The organism is Ectopseudomonas alcaliphila (assembly GCF_900101755.1).
GTDB classification, from domain to species: domain Bacteria; phylum Pseudomonadota; class Gammaproteobacteria; order Pseudomonadales; family Pseudomonadaceae; genus Aquipseudomonas; species Aquipseudomonas alcaliphila.
This window is the reverse complement of record NZ_FNAE01000002.1, coordinates 539,870-562,776: the sequence shown is the minus strand read 5'-3', so window position 1 is coordinate 562,776 and position 22,907 is coordinate 539,870. Positions and strand designations below refer to the sequence as shown.

25 protein-coding genes and 1 tRNA gene are annotated in these 22,907 nt (G+C 63.6%); 7 read left to right on the top strand and 19 right to left on the bottom strand.

Annotated features, from left to right (window positions below; all coding sequences use genetic code 11):
* Nucleotides 1–66: 66 nt before the first annotated feature.
* From BLR77_RS11345 to dadA, 6 genes are all read right to left on the bottom strand, one after another.
* Nucleotides 67–489: a c-type cytochrome gene (locus tag BLR77_RS11345; protein ID WP_074677790.1), complete on the bottom strand. Its 423-nt coding sequence runs from the start codon at nucleotides 487–489 to the stop codon at nucleotides 67–69.
* A gap of 106 nt (nucleotides 490–595) precedes the next feature.
* Nucleotides 596–1,156: a sterol desaturase family protein gene (locus BLR77_RS11340; protein ID WP_074677788.1), complete on the bottom strand. Its 561-nt coding sequence runs from the start codon at nucleotides 1,154–1,156 to the stop codon at nucleotides 596–598.
* 159 nt (nucleotides 1,157–1,315) lie between these two features.
* Entirely contained in the window at nucleotides 1,316–1,864 is a 549-nt protein-coding gene (locus tag BLR77_RS11335; protein WP_074677785.1) for a cupin domain-containing protein, read from the bottom strand.
* 103 nt (nucleotides 1,865–1,967) lie between these two features.
* Entirely contained in the window at nucleotides 1,968–3,056 is a 1,089-nt protein-coding gene (gene alr / locus BLR77_RS11330; RefSeq protein WP_074677784.1) for an alanine racemase, read from the bottom strand.
* 181 nt (nucleotides 3,057–3,237) lie between these two features.
* Nucleotides 3,238–3,585 (bottom strand): RidA family protein, encoded by a 348-nt coding sequence (locus BLR77_RS11325; protein WP_013713456.1) that lies wholly within the window; start codon nucleotides 3,583–3,585, stop codon nucleotides 3,238–3,240.
* Between the two features lie 39 nt (nucleotides 3,586–3,624).
* On the bottom strand, nucleotides 3,625–4,923 hold the full coding sequence (gene dadA / locus BLR77_RS11320; protein WP_074677782.1) for a D-amino acid dehydrogenase: 1,299 nt from the start codon (nucleotides 4,921–4,923) through the stop codon (nucleotides 3,625–3,627).
* A 156-nt stretch (nucleotides 4,924–5,079) separates the two neighbouring features.
* Between dadA and dadR the strand changes: the two genes are divergently transcribed.
* Nucleotides 5,080–5,568 (top strand): transcriptional regulator DadR, encoded by a 489-nt coding sequence (gene dadR, locus BLR77_RS11315; RefSeq protein ID WP_074677780.1) that lies wholly within the window; start codon nucleotides 5,080–5,082, stop codon nucleotides 5,566–5,568.
* 144 nt (nucleotides 5,569–5,712) lie between these two features.
* On the opposite strand, the gene BLR77_RS11310 is transcribed toward dadR, so the two are convergent.
* Complete coding sequence (locus BLR77_RS11310) at nucleotides 5,713–6,312, bottom strand: LysE family translocator (RefSeq protein WP_074677778.1); 600 nt, start codon at nucleotides 6,310–6,312, stop codon at nucleotides 5,713–5,715.
* A 109-nt stretch (nucleotides 6,313–6,421) separates the two neighbouring features.
* On the opposite strand from BLR77_RS11310, the gene gcvA reads away from it, so the two are divergent.
* The gene (gene gcvA, locus BLR77_RS11305) at nucleotides 6,422–7,327 is read left to right on the top strand and encodes a transcriptional regulator GcvA (protein WP_074677776.1); all 906 of its coding nucleotides are present in this window, start codon (nucleotides 6,422–6,424) and stop codon (nucleotides 7,325–7,327) included.
* A gap of 73 nt (nucleotides 7,328–7,400) precedes the next feature.
* Here gcvA and BLR77_RS11300 read toward each other — a convergent pair whose 3' ends face one another.
* A complete protein-coding gene (locus tag BLR77_RS11300; RefSeq protein WP_074677774.1) occupies nucleotides 7,401–7,754 on the bottom strand; it encodes a YkgJ family cysteine cluster protein in 354 nt (117 codons plus the stop codon).
* Between the two features lie 211 nt (nucleotides 7,755–7,965).
* On the opposite strand from BLR77_RS11300, the gene BLR77_RS11295 reads away from it, so the two are divergent.
* Nucleotides 7,966–9,279, top strand: a complete 1,314-nt coding sequence (locus tag BLR77_RS11295; protein WP_074677772.1) for an NAD(P)/FAD-dependent oxidoreductase — start codon at nucleotides 7,966–7,968, stop codon at nucleotides 9,277–9,279.
* A 66-nt stretch (nucleotides 9,280–9,345) separates the two neighbouring features.
* Here BLR77_RS11295 and BLR77_RS11290 read toward each other — a convergent pair whose 3' ends face one another.
* On the bottom strand, nucleotides 9,346–9,570 hold the full coding sequence (locus BLR77_RS11290) for a DUF1127 domain-containing protein (protein WP_074677770.1): 225 nt from the start codon (nucleotides 9,568–9,570) through the stop codon (nucleotides 9,346–9,348).
* Between the two features lie 181 nt (nucleotides 9,571–9,751).
* On the opposite strand from BLR77_RS11290, the gene BLR77_RS11285 reads away from it, so the two are divergent.
* Nucleotides 9,752–11,206, top strand: coding sequence for an aminotransferase-like domain-containing protein (locus tag BLR77_RS11285; protein ID WP_074677768.1), 1,455 nt, complete (start codon nucleotides 9,752–9,754; stop codon nucleotides 11,204–11,206).
* A 6-nt stretch (nucleotides 11,207–11,212) separates the two neighbouring features.
* Here the strand turns inward: BLR77_RS11285 and BLR77_RS11280 are convergent, their stop codons facing one another.
* From BLR77_RS11280 to BLR77_RS25475, 3 genes are all read right to left on the bottom strand, one after another.
* Nucleotides 11,213–12,370 carry an MFS transporter gene (locus BLR77_RS11280; RefSeq protein ID WP_074677766.1) on the bottom strand — a complete coding sequence of 386 codons (1,158 nt, stop codon included), beginning with the start codon at nucleotides 12,368–12,370 and terminating at the stop codon, nucleotides 11,213–11,215.
* A 244-nt stretch (nucleotides 12,371–12,614) separates the two neighbouring features.
* A complete protein-coding gene (locus tag BLR77_RS11275) occupies nucleotides 12,615–14,108 on the bottom strand; it encodes an aldehyde dehydrogenase (RefSeq protein ID WP_074677764.1) in 1,494 nt (497 codons plus the stop codon).
* 121 nt (nucleotides 14,109–14,229) lie between these two features.
* Nucleotides 14,230–14,370, bottom strand: a complete 141-nt coding sequence (locus BLR77_RS25475; protein ID WP_156085548.1) for a hypothetical protein — start codon at nucleotides 14,368–14,370, stop codon at nucleotides 14,230–14,232.
* Between BLR77_RS25475 and BLR77_RS11270 the strand changes: the two genes are divergently transcribed.
* Nucleotides 14,363–14,722 carry a cupin domain-containing protein gene (locus BLR77_RS11270; protein ID WP_074677762.1) on the top strand — a complete coding sequence of 120 codons (360 nt, stop codon included), beginning with the start codon at nucleotides 14,363–14,365 and terminating at the stop codon, nucleotides 14,720–14,722. The genes BLR77_RS25475 and BLR77_RS11270 overlap by 8 nt on opposite strands.
* A gap of 74 nt (nucleotides 14,723–14,796) precedes the next feature.
* Here BLR77_RS11270 and BLR77_RS11265 read toward each other — a convergent pair whose 3' ends face one another.
* The 5 genes from BLR77_RS11265 to gabD all read right to left on the bottom strand — a co-directional run bounded on the left by BLR77_RS11265 (nucleotide 14,797) and on the right by gabD (nucleotide 21,524).
* Nucleotides 14,797–15,966, bottom strand: coding sequence for an MFS transporter (locus BLR77_RS11265; RefSeq protein ID WP_074677760.1), 1,170 nt, complete (start codon nucleotides 15,964–15,966; stop codon nucleotides 14,797–14,799).
* Nucleotides 15,963–16,490 (bottom strand): TetR/AcrR family transcriptional regulator, encoded by a 528-nt coding sequence (locus BLR77_RS11260; protein WP_074677758.1) that lies wholly within the window; start codon nucleotides 16,488–16,490, stop codon nucleotides 15,963–15,965. The genes BLR77_RS11265 and BLR77_RS11260 overlap by 4 nt, the downstream gene beginning before the upstream one ends.
* 93 nt (nucleotides 16,491–16,583) lie before the next feature.
* On the bottom strand, nucleotides 16,584–18,272 hold the full coding sequence (locus BLR77_RS11255) for an HrpF/NolX family T3SS translocon protein (protein ID WP_074677756.1): 1,689 nt from the start codon (nucleotides 18,270–18,272) through the stop codon (nucleotides 16,584–16,586).
* A gap of 268 nt (nucleotides 18,273–18,540) precedes the next feature.
* On the bottom strand, nucleotides 18,541–19,821 hold the full coding sequence (gene gabT, locus BLR77_RS11250) for a 4-aminobutyrate--2-oxoglutarate transaminase (RefSeq protein ID WP_074677754.1): 1,281 nt from the start codon (nucleotides 19,819–19,821) through the stop codon (nucleotides 18,541–18,543).
* A 251-nt stretch (nucleotides 19,822–20,072) separates the two neighbouring features.
* On the bottom strand, nucleotides 20,073–21,524 hold the full coding sequence (gene gabD / locus BLR77_RS11245; RefSeq protein ID WP_013713440.1) for an NADP-dependent succinate-semialdehyde dehydrogenase: 1,452 nt from the start codon (nucleotides 21,522–21,524) through the stop codon (nucleotides 20,073–20,075).
* 346 nt (nucleotides 21,525–21,870) lie between these two features.
* Here gabD and BLR77_RS11240 point away from each other — a divergent pair.
* Nucleotides 21,871–21,947, top strand: a tRNA-Arg gene (locus BLR77_RS11240).
* Between the two features lie 109 nt (nucleotides 21,948–22,056).
* Nucleotides 22,057–22,242 carry a hypothetical protein gene (locus tag BLR77_RS11235; RefSeq protein ID WP_074677752.1) on the top strand — a complete coding sequence of 62 codons (186 nt, stop codon included), beginning with the start codon at nucleotides 22,057–22,059 and terminating at the stop codon, nucleotides 22,240–22,242.
* Nucleotides 22,243–22,335: 93 nt separating this feature from the next.
* Here the strand turns inward: BLR77_RS11235 and BLR77_RS11230 are convergent, their stop codons facing one another.
* The gene (locus BLR77_RS11230) at nucleotides 22,336–22,611 is read right to left on the bottom strand and encodes a hypothetical protein (RefSeq protein ID WP_074677750.1); all 276 of its coding nucleotides are present in this window, start codon (nucleotides 22,609–22,611) and stop codon (nucleotides 22,336–22,338) included.
* Entirely contained in the window at nucleotides 22,608–22,907 is a 300-nt protein-coding gene (locus BLR77_RS11225) for a YceK/YidQ family lipoprotein (RefSeq protein ID WP_049767415.1), read from the bottom strand. Before BLR77_RS11225 ends, BLR77_RS11230 begins: the two co-directional genes overlap by 4 nt.

The following is a 22,907-nucleotide window of genomic DNA, read 5'->3' as shown; positions in this document are numbered from 1 at the left end:
TTGCATGCCTGCCCCCGAAACGAAAAAACCGCCCAAAGGGCGGTTCTTTCATGGAAGAAGCGAGTCTTACAGACCGGACATCTTCTGGATCGCTTCACGCAGTTCGTCTTCCGAGCAATCAGCGCAGGTGCCTTTCGGCGGCATGGCGTTGATACCGGAGATGGCGGCAGCGAGGATGCCGTCGAGACCGCCCTGGTGGTCGGCGCGCTCTTTCCAGGCTGCGGTGTCGCCGATCTTCGGCGCATCCAGCACGCCGGTGGCGTGGCAGGCGTTGCAGTGCTTGGCGATGATGTCGTCAGCGGTGCGCGCACCACCACCGGCGGATGCGGCGACGGTTTCGACGCCCTTGCACTCTTCGCCCATGATGCACACGTCGCCCACAGGCTTGAGACGCGCGGCGATGGCTTCATCGGTCGTGGCCTGAGCAGTCACTGCCCACAGGGCCAATACGGCAGCCGGAACTGCCAGCATTTTCTTCATCAGATTCACGGTACACCCTCTTCGTGGCTAGTCACGCCCGCGGCCACGGTTTCGCGAGCGGGCGACAGTATAACGGCAAGCGCGTCCCACCGAAACAACCCATATTGTCGCAGGGTTATTGGCCCGTAGGCGACCGTTGAAGCTCCATTTTCTCGGCCGGTTCATTCTGCCGCATCCGCACGTAAGTGCCAAAGACATGATCCCAGAGCGGCGAGGAAACCCCGAAATTCTGCTCCACACCGCGCTGATGGTGCAGGTCATGGTTGGCGATCAGCCCCGGGATGAAGCGATAGAACCAGTGCTCGGGCCGATGCATCACGTAATGCAGGCCGATGTAGGCCAGGTAGCCCAGCATCACACCGGCGAGCAGCGAGGCCAACCCGAGCGCCTGGGACACAAGCAACAGCCCGACGAAGGTAGCCGTGGTCTTCCAGCTGGAGATGCCGATCAAGGCCAGCACGTCAACGTGGTGCGTCCAGTGCTCGCGGCGATACAGGGAATGAAACAGAAAGCGATGCATGGCGTATTCGACGAAGCTCCAGATCAGCACACCGGCGGCGAGCTGCCAGAGCTGTACGGGGCCCAGCCACAGGGCGACCGCTAACAACAGCGGCACCGTGAAAAAATCCAGGTAGTAGGCGAACGAGGACATCAACCACTTGTTGCTGGCTGCCATTGGCGGCTCCTTGCCATGCCGGACCGAGGTCGGCTTATCCATTGAGAGAGGCCCCAACTCTAGCGTCACCGAAGCGAATTGGCGCTCGACGAGTTGGCGAATCGGGGTTTGATCGAGAAAAACGCCCCTTCGCTCAAGCCAAAGGGGCGCAGGTCGGATTCAGAAATTGGCTGGCGTGGTGGCGCTGATCAGACGCGCCGGCACATCGAACGGATTGCGGAAGCGATGCGGCTTGCTGCTTTCGAAGTAATCGCTGTCGCCCGGCTCGAGAACAAATACCTCGTTGCCAACGGTCAGCTCCAGCTTGCCCTCGACCAGCATGCCAGCCTCTTCGCCTTCGTGGGCGTACATCTCGTCACCGGTGTCGGTACCCGCCGGATAGGTCTCGTCGAGAAAGGAAATGGCGCGACTCGGATGGGCCTTGCCGATCAGCTTCATGGTGATGGCGCCACTGCAGATATCGGTCAGTTCGGCGGCACGATAGACCACCTGGGTCTGGTTCTCCTGCTCCATGTCGAGCGAGAAGAATTCCACCAGCGACATGGGAATGCCGCCGAGCACCTTTTTCAGCGAACTGATCGAGGGGCTGACACTGTTCTTCTCGATCATGGAAATGGTGCTGTTGGTGACGCCCGCCCGCTTGGCGAGTTCACGCTGGGATAGGCCTTTGAGCTTACGAATCGATTGCAGTCGAACGCCGACGTCCAATGCTGGAATCCCCCTTGGGATAAGAGACGGAAAAGTGTCCGTATCATGGCATAGCGTTCGGAATTTACAACACTTGCGTTCACCCTTCGCCTACACGGCGAGCTCAACCCCCGAGATAGAGCAGCGGCACCCGCCGCAGGTTGCAGAAAATCTGATAGGGAATGCTGCCTGCAGCCATGGCCACATCGCTGGCCAGCACCTGCTTGCCCCATAGTTCGACACGGCTGCCGAGGCCAGCCTGCGGCAGATCGGTCAGGTCCACGGTCAGCATGTCCATCGACACGCGGCCGATCAGCCGGGCCGGCTGACCGTCCACCATCACCGGCGTGCCGGTCGGTGCATGACGCGGATAGCCGTCGGCATAGCCCATGGCGACCACGCCGACGCGGGTCGGCCGCTCGGCGATGAAGCGCGCGCCATACCCCACCGGCTCGCCGGCCGGCAGCTCACGCACGCTGATGACCTTCGACTCCAGCGTCATTACCGGCTGCAGGCGCGCGGCCTGCTGCTGAGCCTGCTCGAACGGCGTGGCGCCGTACAGCATGATGCCGGGGCGCACCCAGTCGCTCGCCCCCGTCTTTTCAAATAGCTGTGGCCAGCCGAGCACCGCCGGCGAATTACGCAGGCTGACCTCGGCGCTGAGACCGTCGCGAGCCTGCTGAAACACCGCCAGTTGCTCGGAAGTGCGCTCGCACTCGGGCTCGTCGGCGCGGGCGAAGTGGCTCATCAGCACGATCTTGCTGACCTTGCCGCTGGCCAGCAGGCGACGATAGGCGTTCTGATAATCGGCCGGATGCAGGCCGACACGGTGCATGCCGCTGTCGAGTTTGAGCCACACCGTCAGCGGCTTGCTCAGTTGGGCCTGCTCGATGGCCTCGATCTGCCACTGCGCATGAATCACGCACCACAGGTCATGCTGGTCGATCAGCGTCAGCTCGTCAGCCTCGAAGAAGCCTTCGAGCAACAGGATCGGCGCGACAATCCCCGCCTCGCGCAGTACCAGCGCCTCTTCGATGCAGGCCACGGCGAAACCGTCGGCCTCGCCTGCGAGCGCCTGCGCACAGCGCACCGCGCCATGCCCGTAAGCATCGGCCTTGACCACGGCGAGGGCACGGGCGCCGCTCAGTTCGCGGGCCAGGCGGTAGTTATGACGCAGGGCATCGAGGTCGATCAGGGCACGGGCGGGACGCATGATGGTTTATCTCTCAATCATTCGCTGAGGTGATAGTTTTTCGTAGCCCGGATGCAATCCGGGACCATGCCGACGCAGGTTCCCGGATTGCACCCGGGCTACACGCCGACAAATCGTCATTCAAAAAAAACCCGGCGGGGGAGCCGGGTGAAAAGCCAACACAAAAGAGGCTGTGGCCGCCTCAGACGGCAGCCACCACACACATTTCCACCAGCACTTCGGGCTTGTACATCTTCGCCTCGACGCAGGCGCGGGCCGGTGCATGGCCGTCGGCGACCCAGGCGTCGTACTCGGCGTTGAGGCCATCGTAGTCGGCCATGTCCTTGAGGAAGATGGTCAGCGAGAGAATCTTGCTCTTGTCGCTGCCACCCTCGGCCAGCATCTTGTCGATGTTGGCCAGGGTCTGACGGGTCTGCTCGCGGATGTCACCGTCGAAGTCGTCAGCCAGCTGGCCGGCGAGGTAAATCGTGCCGTTGTGGATCACCACTTCGCTGTAGCGTTTGGCCACATGCAGGCGCTGAATCGACATAAAGCTGAAGCTCCTTGAATTGCGAAAGCGCGAAGGCTATCAGGTGCGCAGCGGCTGCGGAGCACTCTGCACTTCACGCACCTTGCGCGAGTAACGCGAGATATCCAGGCCGTCGGCGCTGATCTGCGGACGCTTGTTGGCCATCAGGTCGGCGAGCAGGCGACCGGAGCCGCAGGCCATGGTCCAGCCCAGGGTGCCGTGACCGGTGTTGAGGAACAGATTACGGAATGCGGTGGCACCGACGATGGGGGTGCCATCGGGCGTGGCCGGACGCAGACCGGTCCAGAAGTCGGCGCGCTGCAGATCGCCGCCCTCCGGGTAGAGGTCGGAGGTAATCATCTCCAGGGTTTCGCGACGACGCGGGTTGAGCGACAGGTCGAAACCGGCGATCTCGGCCATGCCACCGACACGGATGCGACCATCGAAACGGGTGATGGCGACCTTATAGGTCTCGTCGAGAATGGTCGAGCTCGGCGCCATGTCCGGGTTGGTGATCGGCACGGTCAGCGAATAGCCCTTGAGCGGGTAGACCGGCGCACGCACGCCCAGCGGCTTGAGCAATTGCGGGCTGTAGCTGCCCAGCGCCAGCACGTAGCGGTCGGCGGTTTCCAGCTTGCCATCGATCCACACACCGTTGATGCGGTCGCCCACGGCGTCCAGGCGCTGGATGTTCTGGCCGAAACGGAACTCGACACCAAGCGCCTTGGCCATGTCCGCCAGCTTGGTGGTGAACATCTGGCAGTCGCCGGTCTGGTCGTTGGGCAGGCGCAGGGCGCCGGCCAGCTTGTGTTTGACGCCAGCCAGGGCCGGCTCGACGCGAGCGATGCCGTCGCGGTCGAGCAGCTCGAACGGCACGCCGGAGGCTTCCAGCACGGCGATGTCCTTGGCGGCCGCGTCGACCTGGGCCTGGGTGCGGAACAGCTGGGTGGTACCGAGCTGACGACCTTCATAGGCGATGCCGGTCTCGGCACGCAGCTCATCGAGGCAGTCGCGGCTGTACTCGGACAGGCGCACCATGCGCTCCTTGTTCACCGCGTAACGGCTGGCGGTGCAGTTGCGCAGCATCTGCGCCATCCACAGGTACTGGTCGACATCGCCGGTGGCCTTGATCGCCAGCGGCGCGTGCTTCTGCAGCAGCCACTTGATGGCCTTCAGCGGCACGCCCGGCGCGGCCCAGGGCGAGGCGTAGCCCGGAGAGACCTGGCCAGCGTTGGCGAAGCTGGTTTCCAGCGCCGGGCCGTTCTGACGGTCGACCACCACCACCTCGAAGCCCTGACGGGCGAGGTAGTAAGCACTGGCGGTACCAATCACACCGCTGCCGAGAACCAGAACACGCATGTTTTTCTCCCCGCCGCGCCCAAGGCGCGTGCGTTACAGGCCATTGTTGTCGATGGGCGCAGTATAGGAAGAGCGATGCAGTGCTTTTCACCATATATACAGCTATATTTGGCGAGAATTCTTGGCAAAAAGCCGTTTTGCAGAGGCGGATTCCCCATGAGAACCCAGCATCAAAGCCGTCGTGAACTGGACAAGATCGACCGCAACATCCTCCGCATCCTGCAGGAGGATGGGCGCGTCAGCTTCACCGAACTGGGCGAGCGCGTGGGGCTGTCGACCACGCCCTGCACCGAGCGCGTACGCCGTCTGGAGCGCGAAGGCATCATCATGGGCTACCACGCCCGCCTCAACCCGCAGCACCTCAAGGCCAACCTGCTGGTGTTCGTCGAGATCAGCCTGGACTACAAGTCCGGCGACACTTTCGAGGAATTCCGCCGCGCCGTGCTCAAGCTACCGCACGTGCTGGAATGCCACCTGGTGTCCGGCGACTTCGACTATCTGGTGAAGGCACGCATCAACGAGATGGCCAGCTATCGCAAGCTGCTCGGCGACATCCTGCTCAAGCTGCCGCATGTGCGTGAGTCGAAGAGCTATATCGTCATGGAAGAGGTGAAGGAGTCGCTGGCGCTACCGGTGCCGGAGTGAACCTGCAGGAGCGAGCTCTGCCGCTCATGCCATGCAGATGGCGACTACCGCCACCAGGGCGAATCAGCGCCTCCTGCACGGCCAGCCACGTGTGAACCAAGCAGGAGGATGTCTGCGACCAGCGACAGAAAGGCCAAACAGGGCTCACCCCAGAACCATGTAGACCGCCACTGCCACCATCAAACCACCGAAGACAAAGCCCTGTATCCGCAGGGATTGGTCTGACGTGAACCGTCCGAGAATCACTTGCCCGCCATATATCCAGGGAAAGTGACAAACGATCCCCACCAGCAGGAAAGCTCCGGTCAGCAGCGCCACCTGCGGAGCCAATGCTCGATCCGGCCGCAGGAACTGGGCAAACATGACTGCCACCATCGAGTGGATCTTGACGTTCAGCAGCACGGCGACGATGCCGCTGACCATCCCCATGCGCTCCACCGTCTGGGCCTTCTTGCCAGGTACGGCAGAGCGGAAGAATCCCCAGGCCAGATACAGCACATAGGCCGCTCCCGCCCACAGCATCACCTTATGACTTTGCGGGTACTGCAGTAGCAGCGCCCCAAAACCGAGCCCATAAAGCAGGCATAACAGAACATTGCCGATTTCAAACCCCAGCCAGAACGGGCCGGTGCCCCTCAACCCGAAACGGGCCCCGGACAGTGCCAATACCGTATTCCCTGGCCCGGGACTGATCACCATCGGCACCGCATACCCCAGAAAAACCGCGACAAGCTCCGGCGACATCACAACCTCTCATTTCCTAATCGATTTCAGGGAGTTAACCGGCGTTTGCAGCAGCGGGGAAATGATCTAATCTCGGGCATTGGATAAATACAGCTAATAGAAGAGGCTCATGCGCCGTCTGCCGCCGCTGGGGGCCGTCCGCGCGTTCGAAGCTGCCGCCCGCCACCTGCATTTCACCCGTGCTGCCGACGAACTGGCGGTGACGCAGGCCGCCATCAGCCATCAGGTGCGCCTGCTGGAAGAGTGGCTGGGCCAACCGCTGTTCGAGCGCCGTGGCCGGGTGCTGGCCTTGACACCCACCGGGGCCACCTACCTGGCTGATCTGACCCCGGCGCTGGAGCGTATCGCTGCCGCCAGCGCCACTGCTCGCCGCCCAGCCAATGGCCCAGTGCGGATGACCGTTCTGCCCTCGCTTGCCGCACGTTGGCTGGTGCCGCACCTTCCCGCCTTTCAGGCCGCCCATCCAGAGATTGACCTGCAATTGACCACAACGGCCGACCTGTGGGACGGCAGGGACACTCGCTTCGATCTTGGCCTGCGATCCGGCCCCGGTGGCTGGCCCGGCCTGAACAGCGCCCTGCTGGCCACCGAAACCCTGACCCCGCTGTGCAGTCCAGTCCTACGCAAGGCCCTGCCTACTTTCTGCACGCCACCAGACCTGCTACGCCAACGCCTGCTGCACGACACCCCGAAAGGAAATTGGGGACGTTGGTTCAGTGCCGCCGGCTACCCGGATCTGCCGGTGCCAGCCGGACTGAACCTGAGCGATTCCGCCCTCGCTCTTCAGGCGGCCGCCGATGGACAAGGCGTTGCACTGGGACGGCTGTTTCTGGCTGCAGCCGACTTGCGCGCCGGGCGGCTGGTGATGCCCTGCCCGGAGCAGCGAATCTCCAACGACTATGCCTACTGGCTGGTCTGGCCGCCACGCCATGACGCCAACCCGGCCATCACCACCGTCAGGGACTGGATACGCTCTACTGCGCAGGCTGAAAACACAGGGGCAGAACAGGCTTGAAGCAACTGCTAGCTGAAACAATGGTGGCCCGGAGCAGCACGCCTACCCTGCATGGTGAGGTTCGTGCCGTCTCCTATACCAACCGCTGCCGAGTGGTGGCGATCAGGCGGTGAACCTGGCGTTCGACTGCCGGCTCGATGGGCTGCTCCGGCCCACGCCCATGTGGGCAGGGCAGGTTCGGCGTGGTGCCGAACAGGCGACAGATCAACGGCCGCTGGTCATACACCTCGCAGCCATTGGGCCCCAGGTGCACGCAGTTGTACTCGGCCAGCGCCGCGTCATGTTCGGCATCGCTCTTCACCGGCAGGCGCGCCAGCTCTTCGGACGAGGCGGTGACCGGCCCGCAGCAGTCGTGACAGCCGGGCACGCAGTCGAAGCGCGGGATCTGGCGGCGCAGGTGGTCGATCTTGCGGTCGGTACAGCTCATGCTCAGGCGCCTTGAAACGAAGGTGGCAGTTTACAGCGCCCAGGCAGGCCAGGCGTAGCCCGGATGCAAGCCGGGAACCGCTGCGCACAACCTGGACTACCCCGCCCCCCTACGGGACATACCGCTTTTTTCCGCTGACCTCTTGGCGTTGGACGGATCACCCGCTTATGCTGCGTTGAATTTTCCACACAACAAAATCAGGATTTCGCACATGAACGCCCGCGTTCACCAGCCCGTCCACAGCCCGCAGCATGCCGCTTCCTATTACGCCGCCAGCGTCAATCGCCAGCAGGCCTACCCGCCCCTGGGCGGTGAGCGGCAGGTGGATGTATGCGTCGTCGGTGGCGGTTTCAGCGGCCTGAACACCGCCATCGAGCTGGCCCAGAAAGGCCTGTCGGTGGTGCTGCTGGAAGCGCGCAAGATCGGCTGGGGCGCCAGCGGGCGCAACGGCGGGCAACTGATTCGCGGCGTTGGCCATGATGTCGAACAGTTCGAATCCGTGGTCGGCAAGGAAGGCGTGCGCCAGTTCAAGCTGATGGGCCTGGAGGCGGTGGAGATCGTGCGTAGCCGCGTCGAGCAGTTCCAGATCGACTGCGACCTGACGTGGGGCTACTGCGACCTGGCCAACAAACCGGCGCACATGGAAGGTTTCGCCGAAGACAAGGCCGAGCTGGAAAGCCTCGGCTATCGCCACGAACTGCGCATGCTGCCGAAGGAGCGCATCCATGAGGTGGTTGGCTCCGACAACTACCACGGCGCCATGATCGACATGGGCTCGGGCCACCTGCACCCGCTCAACCTGGCGCTCGGCGAGGCTGCCGCCGCCCAGTCGCTGGGCGTGCAGTTGTTCGAAGACTCGCCAGTGAATCGCATCGACTACGGCAGCGAAGTGCGCGTGCACACCGCCAACGGCCAGGTGCGCGCCAAGTACCTGGTACTGGCCTGCAATGCCTATATCAACGGCCTCAACCCGACCCTGAGCGGCAAGGTGCTACCGGCCGGCAGCTACATCATCGCCACCGAGCAACTGTCCGCAGAGCAGGCGCGCCAGCTGATCCCACAGAACATGGCGCTGTGCGACCAGCGCGTGACCGTCGACTACTACCGCCTCTCAGCCGACCGCCGCCTGCTGTTCGGCGGCGCCTGCCATTACTCGGGACGTGACCCGGCCGATATCGCCGGCTACATGAAGCCGAAGATGCTCAAGGTTTTCCCGCAACTGGCTGATGTGCGCATCGACTACCAATGGGGCGGGATGATCGGCATCGGCGCCAACCGCCTGCCGCAGATCGGTCGACTCAAGGATCAGTCCAACGTGTTCCACGCCCAGGCCTACGCCGGCCACGGCGTCAACGCCACGCACCTGGCCGGCAAGCTGCTCGCCGAGGCCATCGCCGGCCAGGAAAGCCGCGGTTTCGACCTGTTCGCCCAAGTGCCGCACATGACCTTCCCCGGCGGCAAGCACCTGCGCTCGCCGCTGCTGGCCATGGGCATGGCCTGGCATCGGCTGAAAGAGTTGCTGTAGGGATTCGCGGCTGAAGCCGCTCCTACGGCAGCGGATACGCCGAACGCAGCCCGGCTTGCATCCGGGCTACAGCTTCCAGAACGGCAGGCTCGCCTCGCGCTCGGCCTGGGCGCGGCTGAGGCCGATATCACGCAGTTGCTGGTCGTTGAGCTTGAGCAGCACGCGGCGGGTATTCAAGCGCCGCCAGAATGCCGGCCAGTCGCGGCCGAAGTAGCGAACCTCGCCCTTGTGCGTCGCAATCCGCGCGGACTCACCTACTGCTACGAAATCTGTATTGCTGAACCCGGTCATGGCTCTCTCCCGTTGTCTTCTGTCATGGGAGATCAGAATGCCGTCAGAAGAAAAGCCATGACAGATTCAAAAAACTCTTATTAACTCCATACAGATTCTGCAAATTTTCCCCTGAATGGGAATTTTCGCGCCGATCTGTACTGGTCTCAGCTCATTCCCCCGCACAAGCCGGACGACTGTCATGACGCTCTATCTGAACCTGGCCGAGCTGCTCGGCACCCGCATCGAGCAGGGGCTGTACCGCCCCGGCGACCGCCTGCCGTCAGTACGCAGCCTGAGCCAGGAGCATGGCGTCAGCCTCAGCACGGTGCAGCAGGCCTACCGCCACCTCGAAGACATGGGCCTGGCCTCGCCACGGCCGAAATCCGGCTACTTCGTGCCACTGGGACGACAGATGCCCGCGCTGCCGCAGATCAGCCGCGCGGCGCAGAGGCCGGTGGAAGTTTCGCAGTGGGATCACGTGCTGGAGCTGATCAGCAGTTCACCGCAGCACGACATGCTGCAGCTCGGCCGCGGCCGCCCGGATATCAGCAGCCCGACGCTCAAACCGCTGCTGCGCAACCTGTCGCGCCAGGCGCGTCGGCAGGACCCGGACGTGCTCACCTATGGCGGTATTCGCGGTGACATTCGCCTGCGCGAACAGATCGCACGACTGATGCTCGACTCCGGCTGCCAGTTGGAAGCCGAAGACCTGGTGGTCACCACCGGCTGCCACGAGGCACTGTCGGCGGCGGTGCGCGCCATCTGCCAGCCGGGCGATATCGTCGCGGTCGACTCGCCGAGCTTCCACGGCGTAATGCAGGCGCTCAAGGGCTTCGGCATGAAGGCGCTGGAGCTGCCCACCGACCCGCTCACCGGGATCAACCTCGACGCCCTGGAAATGGCCCTGGAGCAGTGGCCGATCAAGGCCATCCAGCTCACGCCGAACTGCAACAACCCGCTCGGTTACATCATGCCCGACGCCAACAAGCGCGCCCTGGTTGTCCTGGCGCAACGCTTCGACGTGGCCATCATCGAGGACGACGTCTACGCCGACCTCGCCTACAGCTACCCACGCCCGCGCAGCATCAAGTCGTTCGATGAAGACGGCCGCGTGCTGTTCTGCAGCTCCTTCTCCAAGACCCTGGCGCCGGGCCTGCGCGTCGGCTGGATCGCCCCGGGGCGATATCTGGAGCAGGTGGTGCACATGAAGTACCTGGGCACCGGCAGCACCGCACAGCTGCCGCAGCTGGCGCTGGCCGAGTTCCTCAAGGACGGGCACTACGAACCCCACCTGCGCCGTATGCGCACACAGTACCTGCGCAGCCGCGACCTGATGGTGGACTGGGTCAGCCGCTATTTCCCGGCCGGCACTCGGGTCAGCCGTCCGCAGGGCAGCTTCATGCTCTGGGTGGAGATGCCCCAGGGCTTCGACAGCCAGAAACTCAATCGCGCGCTGTTGCCGCACAAGATCCAGATCGCGCCGGGCAGCATCTTCTCGGCGGCGGGCAAATACCGTAACTGCATCCGCCTCAACTACGCCGAACCGCCAAGCGACGTGATCGAGGCAGCGGTGAAACAGATCGGCGCGACCATCGCCGAGCTGATCGAAGAGGCCGACCTGCAACTGACCCAGGAGTTCGGGCAGCAGCGCTGAGCGGCTTCAGGAACGGGCTGCGCTGGCCGTTTCCATCTCGCTGAAGGCGCCACGCCGACTGGCCAGGATGATGAACACGAAGGCGCCGGTGGCCATCAGCAGCGGCAGTGCATGGCCGCTCAGCCACTGGCTGACCGCGCCGGTGGTCAGCGGCCCGATCAGGCAGCCCAGCCCCCACAGCTGGGCGACATGGGCATTGGCGCGCACCAGCTCGTCGTCGCGATAACGTTCGCCGATCATGATCAGCGACAGAGTGAACAGGCCGCCGGCGCTGGCACCGAAGGCCACCAGCACTGGCCAGATCATCGGTGTCTGCAGCAACGGCGGAATCGCCAGGCTGGACGCCAACAACACGATACCGCAGCCACGGAACAGCAACTGCCGCGACATGCGATCGGCCAGCCAGCCGATGGGCAGCTGCAGCACTGCATCGCCCACCACCACCACGCTGACCATGAACAGCGCCACCTCCTGGGTGAAGCCCTGGCGCAGGCCGTAGATCGGCAGCAGGGTCAGCATCATCGCCTCGAAGGCAGCGAACAGCATCACCGCCCAGGCAATCGCCGGCAGCTTGCGGCAGAACACCAGCAGGCCGCGTCCCGAGGCGCTGTGCGCATCCACCTTGGGTGCGCCGGTGCGCCCGAGCAGAACCAGCGAGCCACCGATCAGCAGGCACACGCCCGTCCAGAAACCGGCATCGGTGGCCGTGCCGAGCGCCGTCAGCAGCAACGGTCCGCTGAGCTGGCTGAGGGCATAACCGGTGCCGTACAGCGCCACCAGGCGACCACGCCACTTCTCCACCGCCAACTGGTTGATCCAGCTTTCACCAAGGATGAACACCACGGTCAGCGCCACGCCGATGAACAGGCGCAGGCCCACCCAGACCGCGTAGTTCTGCACCAGCGCCAGGCCGGCCACCGACACCGCGCCCAGCAGCAGACACAGCTGCATCAGCACGGTGGTACCGAAACGCGCCGCCAGACGGCCGGCCAGCAAGGCACCAAGCAGCACGCCGACCGCAGGCGTGGCCGCCATCACACCAATGGCGAAGGCGTCGTAGCCCCAGCTTTCCAGGCGCAACGACACCAGTGGCATGGTCACGCCCAGTGCCAAACCGATGCTGATGACCGCCGAACAAACGGCGAAATAGGTGCCCCAACGCATTGCCGAATTCCTTGGTTAACGAGTGGCTGCAAAGACAACGGCCGGGCTCCTCAGGGAAGCCCGGCCGCAGGTGGAGCGTTGCAAAACAGATCCTCTACCGAAACCAACTTCGATAAAGATCTTCTGGGCTAAGGCCAGACAAGGCGCCCCGGAGCTTTCAAGCGCAGCGTACTGCAGTACGTGAGCATTGAAAGCGAGGACGCAACGCCGTATGGCCGACGACCAGGAGATCGCCCCGGTGCCGCTACAGCTTGATCCAGGTGGATTTCAGTTCGGTGTACTTGTCGAACGCGTGCAGCGACTTGTCGCGGCCGTTGCCGGACTGTTTGAAGCCACCGAACGGCGCAGTCATGTCGCCGCCATCGTACTGGTTGATCCACACGCTGCCGGCGCGCAGCGCCTTGCCAACCAGGTGGGCGCGCGACAGGTTGCTGGTCCATACGGCTGCCGCCAGGCCATAGACGGTGTCGTTGGCGATGGCGATGGCTTCGTCCTGATCGTCGAAACCGATCACCGACAGCACCGGGCCGAAGATCTCTTCCTTGGCGATGCGCATGGCGTTGTTCACGCCGTCGAAGATGGTCGGTTCGACATAGGTGCCGCCGGTTTCTTCCATCACCCGCTTGCCGCCAGCCACCAGCTTGGCGCCGTCGTCATGGCCGGCCTGGATGTAGCTCAGCACGTTGTTCATCTGCGTGGTGTCGACCAGCGCGCCGACGTTGGTCGCCGGGTCCAGCGGGTTGCCCGGTTTCCAGGCCTTGATGGCCTCGACCACCATGGGCACGAACTTATCCTTGATGGAGTTCTCCACCAGCAGGCGCGAACCAGCGGTGCACACCTCGCCCTGGTTGAAGGCGATGGCGCTGGCCGCCGCTTCGGCAGCGGCCTGCAGGTCCGGCGCGTCGGCGAAGACGATGTTCGGGCTCTTGCCGCCGGCTTCCAGCCAGACGCGCTTCATGTTCGACTCACCGGCGTAGATCATCAGTTGCTTGGCGATCTTGGTCGATCCGGTGAACACCAGGGTGTCGACGTCCATGTGCAGGGCCAGGGCCTTGCCCACGGTGTGGCCGAAGCCTGGCAGCACGTTGAACACGCCCGCCGGAATGCCGGCCTCGATGGCCAGTTGGGCGATGCGGATACCGGTCAGCGGCGACTTCTCGGACGGTTTGAGGATGATCGAGTTACCGGTGGACAGCGCCGGGCCAAGCTTCCAGCAGGTCATCAGCAGCGGGAAGTTCCACGGCACGATGGCGGCGACCACGCCGACCGGCTCGCGGGTGACCAGGCCCAGCTCGTCATGGGCGGTGGCGGCGACTTCGTCGTAGATCTTGTCGATGGCCTCGCCACTCCAGCGGATGGCGTTGGCGGCGCTGCCGACGTCGATGCTCAGCGAATCGCTGATCGGCTTGCCCATGTCGAGGGTTTCCAGCAGCGCCAGCTCCTCGCCATGCTCTTCGATCAGTTCGGCGAAACGGATCATCACCTTCTTGCGCTTGGCCGGGGCCATACGTGACCACACACCGGAGTCGAACGTGGCGCGAGCATCCTTGACCGCCAGTTCGGCGTCGGCCTGGTCACAGCTGGCCACCAGGCCGAGCAGACGACCGTCGACCGGGCTGATGCATTCGAAGGTGGCGCCGGACTCGGCGGCGCGGTACTCACCGTGTACGAACGCGCGAGTTTCGATGGTCAGGGTCTTGGCACGCTGTTCCCAGTCGGCACGAGTCAGGCTAGTCATTCCGGCATCCTCTCAATGGGTGGAAGCGGCGTCCGCAAGGGCGCGCACTGTCAATAATTCTGCAAGGCCAGGTCGCTGGCCAAATCCTGTCCGCCACACTAAACCAGAGGGCTGTGGCTTTTCAATATTTTTGACACAGGCCGGCAAAAGCCCTTGTCATGTTCGTTTTTTTAAACATAGACTGCTGCCACGACTTTCCCGCGAAGGCCCTGCTGGTCGCGCGGTTGCCGCCACCGACAACACGGAACAGCCAGATGAACATCGAGCAGATCATCGACTTCGCCCAGGCCGGCACGGCCGCCGAGCACTATCGCCCCGCACCGGAAAAAGTGCTCAAGGGCGACCCCGAGCAGAGCGTGCGCAACCACTACAGCAGCCCCTGCGGTCAGTTCAGTAGCGGCATCTGGGAAGGCGCCGTGGGCCAGTGGACGGTGAGCTACACCGAGCACGAGTACTGCGAGATCCTTCAAGGCGTTTCCGTGTTGCGTGACGCCGACGGCAACGCCAAGACCGTGCGCGCCGGCGACCGCTTCGTGATTCCTGCCGGCTTTTCCGGCACCTGGGAAGTGCTCGAAGCCTGCCGCAAGGTCTACGTGATCTTCGAACCCAAGTAAGCACTTGACTGGGAAGTGCCTGGCAGGTTCCCGCGACCCCGAATCCTGTTGTTGCTTGTCACCCTTTGGCCCGTCTAGTACGGGCCTTTTTCTGGGCAACCGATGGGGCTCGAACGCACCGTTTCACCGACGCTCGAGCGCATCGCTCCGGCAGCCAGCGCCAGCAACGCGAACAGGCCCACGGCGTGATCCATGCTCAGCCAGCTCATCAGCAAACCGAAGACCGGCGCCCCCAGCGTCTGACCGATGGCGATGCCGAGAAAGGCAACGGTGAGCCCAGTGGCAGGTCGCTGGGGAAGTGCGGCCACACCCCAGACCAGATAGATGCCGCTGAGGGTAATGTAGGCCGCGCCGAACAGCGCCCCACCCAGCAGCGCCAGGGCAGGCGCGCTGCCTAAGCCGACCAGGGCGATAGCCGCCGCCAGAGCGCCAAGGCACAGACGATTCGCCCAGTCCACACCCAGCCGAGCGATCAGGCTGCCGGCACCCGCGCCGGCGATGCCGGCAGCACCAATCACCACCCAGAGCAACCCGGAACCAGCGCTGCCCCAACCCAGGCGCTGGGCGACGATCTGACTACCGAACGACCACAACGCCGTGCTTGCCGCGCCCATCAGCAACGAAGCGACAACGAGACGCTTCAACGTCCCGCTGAACAGCGACCCTGCCTCGGCAGTCCGAGCTTGCAGGGCCGTGGCACTCGGTACGCAGAAGCTCGCAAACAGCGCCAGGACCAGTGCCGAGCAGGCGAACACGGCATAGGCCAGGCGCCATTCAGCACCGAGCAACAGCGCGACTGGGCCGGAAAGAATGATCCCGGCACTGGTACCGGCATTGATCAGGGTGTTGCTGGCGTCCTGCCGCCGCGGCGCTATCACCGCCGCCACCGCTGCTGCCATGGGCGGGGACGCCAGCCCCGTGCTCATCCCCGCCAACAGCACTGCAGCGGCGAGCCACACAGCTGACGGTGCCAGGGCGATGCCCAGCATGCCCAGGGCGGCAACCAATGCAGCGCACACCGCGACCGCCCGAGCGCCGATACGCTCGGTCAATTGTGCGGCGAGGACGATGGCCAGGCAGTAGCCGAGAAACGAGCCCCCGGCAATCAGGCCGCCAACGGCTTGCGGCAGGGCGAGATCGGCATCGATCTGCGGCAGGAACAGGCCGAAAGCGAAGCGGGCAAAGCCGTAGCACACCGCGATCAGGCCAAAGCCCGTGCCACTCAGATGCAATGCTCGGCTCACGCCCGCGCTCGCTCGACAAGCAGGGTCGCGGCTCGGCCCGCTGTGGCCACCACCGCCACGCCACGATAGCTGGCAGCGGCCGTCGCCCCCTCGAAGAGAATGACCACCTGTTCGACCAGTTCCTCGTCGGGGCCGGCGCCCAACTGCCGAGCGAGAATCCGCCGTACCGTCTCGCTGAAGCGCGCCTTGTACGCCGTCACGGCCTCGGTAACTTCCGGCACTGCGCTGCCGATCTCGCCCTGTGCACGCAGGAACAGGCAGCCGCGTGCGCCCTCCTCGCTCATCCAGCCTGCCAGTGCATCGAACAGCGCCTCGACGCTGTCCAACTCCAGACGCTGCAGGAAGCGCTGCCCGCGCGTCATCAGCACAGCGGCAATCAGCTCGTTCTTGCTGCCGGCATGCTTGTACAGCGTGCGGCTGGACATCCCGGCCGCTTGCGCCAGGCGATCCATGCCGGTCGCATTGAAGCCGTGGCGGTCGAACAGCGCTTCGGCCGTCGAAATCAGCTTTTCATCTATATTCATGGACACAAGGTAAAACCATCGTTTTACCTGGTCAACCTGAAATCTGCTCAAGGCCTAACGGCACACCAAGACAACTTCCATGTCGGCGCCCCCTCAGCTTTGCGCCCATACGCGCGGCGCGTTGACATCCGGATTGGACGCGACCCTGGGCGAGTTCTGGTTCATGGTATTGCTCAGGCCATCCTTGGCGAAGTCCATGGCCTGATCTTTGGCGTAGTCTTTCAAGCCATCCTTGGCGCCCTGAATCGCGGCATCCTTGAACTCGCGTTTCGCGGTTTCCTTGACCGTTTCCTTGGCCACCTCCTTCACGGTGTGCTGGGCGGCCTGCTTGGCTGCCTCCTTCGCTACGGTAGTCGCGGCGACCCGTCCTGCGGTCGCGGCCAGGGTAGCGGCGCCGGCCCCCGGAATCAGCATCATCACGCCGGAGGCGACATAGCTGAAGATTTCCAGGAACTTGAAGATACCGCCGCCCTTTTCCTTCTTCTGATCGGGCTGGGTTTCCTGCCCCATGTGCATATCGCTCTGCGCCGCCAGCGCCGCGACGGTCGTGGGCTTGGCGAGCTGCGGCGGGCCCGCGACCTCGTTACTGCCTTTCTGCAGGAAGGCATTCAGGTCGCCCTTGCTGATATTGCGGTCATTGGCCTTGTTGAAGAAATTGCCGCCGGCACCATGCTTGGCGTTGTCGAGCATGGAGAACAGCATCGAATTGGGCTGGCTCAGCAGGTTGGCGGCATCGCGAACCTCCTGGCTGTGTTGCGGGTCGTTGGCGATCTTGGCCAGTTTGTCCGGCTTGATGCCGCCGCCCTTGAAGAAGATGTCCTGATTGTTCTTGAGTGTCTCCAGCGCCTTGCTCTCCTGGGGTGAGAGCTTGACGTTCTCGGCGGCCAGGTCGCACAGGCGATCGCGGGAGATCTTCGCCGAGGGATCATCCTTGCCGCTGAATTGCTGCCATTTGTCCGGGTTCTGGACAAAGAACTTCGCCGCGGCTGCGACCTGCGGCGGGCATTTGCCCATCGACTGGGAACCGTCGGCGATCTTGCCGAGGGTCTCCAGATTGAGTTTCTTGGGCAGGCTTTCCGAGTACAGATACAGCTCGCGCATTGCATCGTTCTCGGTCATTTCCCGCGCGGCAGAACCGGGCGCAGCGTCGGAAGGCACGTAGTTGTGGGTATAGGTTTCGGCCTTGGCGTCGGCGTACTGCCTGATCAACGGATGCTGCTGCAGTTTCTGCACGTCCTTGGCGCTGATCTTGCCGTCCGTGCTGCCGGTCTTCGCCTGATCCAGAGCCTCGTAATACGCGGGATTCTTCAGCACCGCGTCCAGTGCCTTTTTCGCATCCGTCGGCGTGTTGGGGTCGTCGCGCAGCTTTTCCAAGCCTTCACGATCACGCGGCTTCTTTAGCAGATTCTCGTTGCGCCCGAGGACTGAGATCACTTCCTCGAAGGGCATCTCATCGCTGCCCTCCTTCGCCGCCTGCGCCGCCACATTGCGCTGGGTGGCCGGTTGCGAGGCCGACTGGACCTCAGCGGTGCTCGGCGTGAACAGCGCCCGCACAGCCTCCCTCAATGCCGCCAGCCCCTGACCGCGAAGGTTATCGCCTGTGGCGGTGGAACTACCCGGTGCGGCCTGCTGACTCTGGCCTTGCGGCGCCCAGGAAACGCCACTGCCGCCACATGCGGATTGCCGTGGGTTCACCGGTGCCTGGGGTTTTGCGCACTCACGGGATAGCTCATGACTGTCGATCGCGGGTGGAATCGAGCTTGAGAAACCTGAAACACGCATCGTCGTAATCCTTCGCTGGGTAGCCTGTTGCCGCTGAGTGGCAATCAGCCCCCAGCGGTTCCACGGCGAGTGAGATCGGCCGCACATCGCCGCTGAAAAGTGCGTACGCGACCAGGACGAAAAACGAGCGACAGCAGGTGTGTGCAGAGATGGCGAAAGAGGACAGACAGCGCGCGGCTGCGAAGCAAGGAAGACGCAGCCAGCTACGTGTAGCTGGCTGCGCAGGAGAACGGAGCGGGCACGCCAGGGCGCGTACCCGCTATCGGGCTCAGGCTAGCTCGTCGAAGCACTCGGCGACGATGGCGATGCCTTTTTCCAGTTGCGCGTCAGGGATGGTGACGGGCATCAGGAAGCGGATGACGTTGTAGTAGGTGCCGCACGACAGCAGGATCAGGCCCTTGTCGCGCGCGCGGGCGACGATCTTGCCGACCAGCTCAGCCGCCGGCTTGCTGTGATCACCGCCCTCGAACAGCTCGATGGCGACCATCGAACCCAGGCCGCGCACGTCGCCGATCACCTTGTGCTTCTCGGCGATGGTCTTCAGGCCCACCTTGAGCTTCTCACCCACGGCATTGGAACGCGCCAGCAGCTTCTCTTCATCGAACACCTTGAGCACGGCCAGGGCCGCGGCGCAGGCGATCGGGCTGCCAGCGTAGGTGCCGCCCAGGCCACCGGGGGCGATGGTGTCCATGATCTCGGCCTTGCCGCACACGCCGGAGATCGGGAAGCCGCCGCCGACGGACTTGGCGAAAGTAGTCAGATCCGGCACCACACCCAGTTGCTCGGTGGCGAAGAAGGTGCCGGTACGGCCAGCGCCGGTCTGCACTTCGTCGGCGATGAGGAGGATGCCGTGCTGGTCGCACAGGGCGCGCAGACGCTGCATGAAGGCCGGCGAATTGACGTAGAAACCGCCTTCACCCTGCACCGGCTCGATGATGATCGCGGCGATGTCCTGCGGCTGCGCGTCGTTCTTGAAGATGCGCTCGATGCTGGCGATGGACTCGTCCTCGCTCACGCCATGCAGCGGGCACGGCGCCTGAGCGCGGTACACGCCAGCCGGCATCAGGCCCATGCCGGCGGAGTACGGTACGACCTTGCCGGTCAGCGACAGGGTCATCATGGTGCGGCCGTGGTAGGCGCCAGTGAAGGCGATCACGCCAGCGCGGCCGGTGGCGGCACGGGCGATCTTCACGGCGTTCTCGACCGCCTCGGAGCCGGAGGTAACCAGCAGAGTCTTCTTGGCGAAGTTGCCCGGCACGCGCTTGGCGATCTCTTCGCAGAGCTCGATGTAGGGCTCGTACGCCAGCACCTGGAAGCAGGTGTGGGTCAGCTTGGTCAGTTGCTCCTGAACGGCAGCGATGACCTTCGGATGCAGGTGACCGGTGTTCAGCACGGCGATGCCGCCGGCGAAGTCGATGTACTCGCGGCCTTCGACGTCCCACACAGTGGCGTTCTCGGCGCGCTCGGCGACGATCGGGTGGATCTGGCCGACGCCGCGCGGAACAGCGGCGGCACGGCGTTGCAGCAGGGATTCGTTGGTCTTGCTCATGGTGTCCTCATGGCCGTCATCGGGCGGCTCGGTTGCAAGGAAATGCCTCTGGAGGTGGTTCGCCGCAGCATACGATGATCGACTGCGTCGGGCCGCCGGAGGCGGGGGAAATTCTGGCTCGCTACAACCGCGCGAGGCGTGTCGCGAGCGATGGCCGGGCTAGGCGGCGCAAGCGGGAAAAGCGGAGTTGGCTGTAGCCAATGAGCATTTTCCCGTCTGCGCCAACGACGTCCGGCCGAGTGCAGCAGGGACTAGATGCCGCCCAGGCACATGTACTTGATCTCGAGATAGTCCTCGATCCCGTACTTGGACCCTTCACGGCCCAGGCCGGAAGCCTTCACACCGCCGAACGGCGCGACTTCGTTGGAGATCAGGCCGGTGTTGATACCCACCATGCCGTACTCCAGCGCCTCGGCCACGCGGAACACGCGGCCCAAGTCACGGGCATAGAAGTAGGAGGCCAGGCCGAACTCGGTATCGTTGGCCATGGCGATCACCTCGGCCTCGTCCTTGAAGCGGAACAGCGGCGCCAGCGGGCCGAAGGTCTCTTCCTTGGCCACGGCAGCGGTTTTCGGCACGTCCACCAGAATGGTCGGTTCGAAGAAGGTGCCACCCAGGGCATGCGGCTTGCCGCCCAGGGCCAGCTTGGCGCCCTTGTTCACCGCGTCGGCGATGTGCTCCTGCACCTTGGCCACGGCCTTCTCGTCGATCAGCGGACCGGTGGTGGTGCCATCTTCCAGACCATTACCGATCTTCAGCTTGCCCACGGCAGCGATCAGTTTCTCGGCAAAGGCATCGTAGACGCCGTCCTGCACGTAGATGCGGTTGGCACAGACGCAGGTCTGGCCGTTGTTGCGGTACTTGGAGATCAGCGCGCCTTCGACGGCGGCATCCAGGTCGGCGTCATCGAAGACGATGAACGGCGCATTGCCGCCCAGCTCCAGCGATACCTTCTTGATGTCCTGGGCGCATTCGGCCATCAGCTGACGACCAATCTCGGTCGAGCCGGTGAAGCTCAGCTTGCGCACGATAGGGTTGCTGGTCAGCTCGCCCCCCACTTCGCCGGCGCTGCCGGTAACCACGCTCAGCACGCCCTTCGGGATGCCCGCGCGCTCGGCCAGCTCGACCAGGGCCAGGGCGGAGAACGGGGTCTGCGAAGCCGGCTTGATCACCATGGTGCAACCGGCGGCCAGTGCCGGGCCGGCCTTGCGGGTGATCATCGCGGCGGGGAAGTTCCACGGCGTGATGGCGGCGGTGACGCCGATCGGCTGCTTGATCACGATCAGGCGCTTGTCTGGCTGATGGCCGGGGATCACGTCACCGTAGACTCGCTTGGCTTCTTCGGCGAACCACTCGATGAAGGAGGCGGCATAAGCGATTTCACCCTTGGCTTCGGCCAGCGGCTTGCCCTGCTCCAGGGTCATCAGGCGGCCCAGGTCATCCTGATTTTCCATCAGCAGCTCGAACCAGCGGCGCAGCTTGTTCGCGCGCTCCTTGGCGGTCAGCGCACGCCAGGCCGGCAGCGCCTTCTCGGCGGCTTCGATGGCACGGCGGGTTTCAGCGCGGCCCATCTTCGGTACATGGCCGATGATCTCGCCAGTGGCCGGGTTGTTCACGGCAATGGTCTGACCGCTATCGGCGTCCAACCACTGGCCATCGATATAAGCCTGTTGGCGCAGCAGCTGGGGGTCTTTCAGTTGCATGGCAGTCTCCTTCAGTTCCGGCGCCCGGGCGTCGGCGTAAGTCGTTGGAGTCACGGGCAGAGCCCGCAGGCCGAAATTGAGCCGTGCGGGGCCTGGTAATGGATTCAGAGCCGTTGAACGTGCGAGGGTTCAGAATGACCGAACACGCCGTTTGAAATCTCAAACGAATCCTAGGATCGGCAGGGGTAAAGGGCAATAGGTGGCCGGGAAAAATCCTTAAAATAATGGCAGAAACTTCTGAAATACAGGTTCTAGCGGCCCGAAAGTGTAAAGTCCGTTCTGAATAATGCACACTCATGCAGAATGGACGCTAACCGCCGAGATGCGTATGATTGCGCCCCGCAACGCATCCGTAGCTCAGCTGGATAGAGTACTGCCCTCCGAAGGCAGGGGTCGTGGGTTCGAATCCCGCCGGATGCGCCATTTTAGAAGCCCGCCACTGTGCGGGCTTTTTCGTTTCCATGCGCCCGTTACGGCTTACTCTGTGCCCTCTGAGCTTTTAGCATTGGAGCCCGGCAATGGAGGGAAACGCATGGACATTCTGCCGCTGATCGCTATCGCATTCGTGGTGCTTTTCATCTATTCGTGGCAACGCTCAAGGTCCAAGTCACACGCAGGTAAAAGGAGGAGAGGCGGCCTGAGCGGGCAGGACTCCAACACCGGCTTCGGCAACAGCGATTTCGGCGGCGGTGGTGATGGCGGTGGAGGCGGAGACTGAGCTGCAAAGTACAAGGCCCAGGTGTCGAACCCAAGCCTTGTGCATTATCGACGCTATCAGTTGCCCATCAGCGCCGGGGCATTCGCAGGCAAGCTAGAGGTCCCTGGAAGGATCATCCTCGCGTTGATCCGTGCCAGACCTGCGACGCAGCCAGCGGCGAATATCACCGATGATCATCACGACGGCACCAATGATGGTGAGCGCAACGAAGGCAAACACGAATTGGGCGAGCAGTTCCGTTGCGCTCGCGGCAAGACGCCGATTGCCATATTCGAAACTGGCCAGCGCCAGGTCGTGAAAACCCAGCATCAGCAGTACGGGAAGAGCTGCCTTGAATACTCGCAGGCTTTTCAAAACGACAGGGCTCATCGTGTTGCCTCGTAGATATCACGGGGCAGCATGACGGTATCGACGACGAAATCCACGGGCATCGAATAAACCGTCAACACCGGGCAGGCTATCGAGGCCCAGCACCAGAGGGTGGCAGGAAAGTAACCGCGATTGAGTTCATCGGAGCCGAACAGCAGGCCAAAGTTGTAGGCAGTGCCGGAATAGTAATCGGGCCCGTAAGAGCCACCTGAGGAGCGTCCGAACAGAGTGCCGCAGCCAGACAGTGCGCTCACCAGAACGGCCAGCGCGAAGATTCGATAAATACGCTTGAGCAT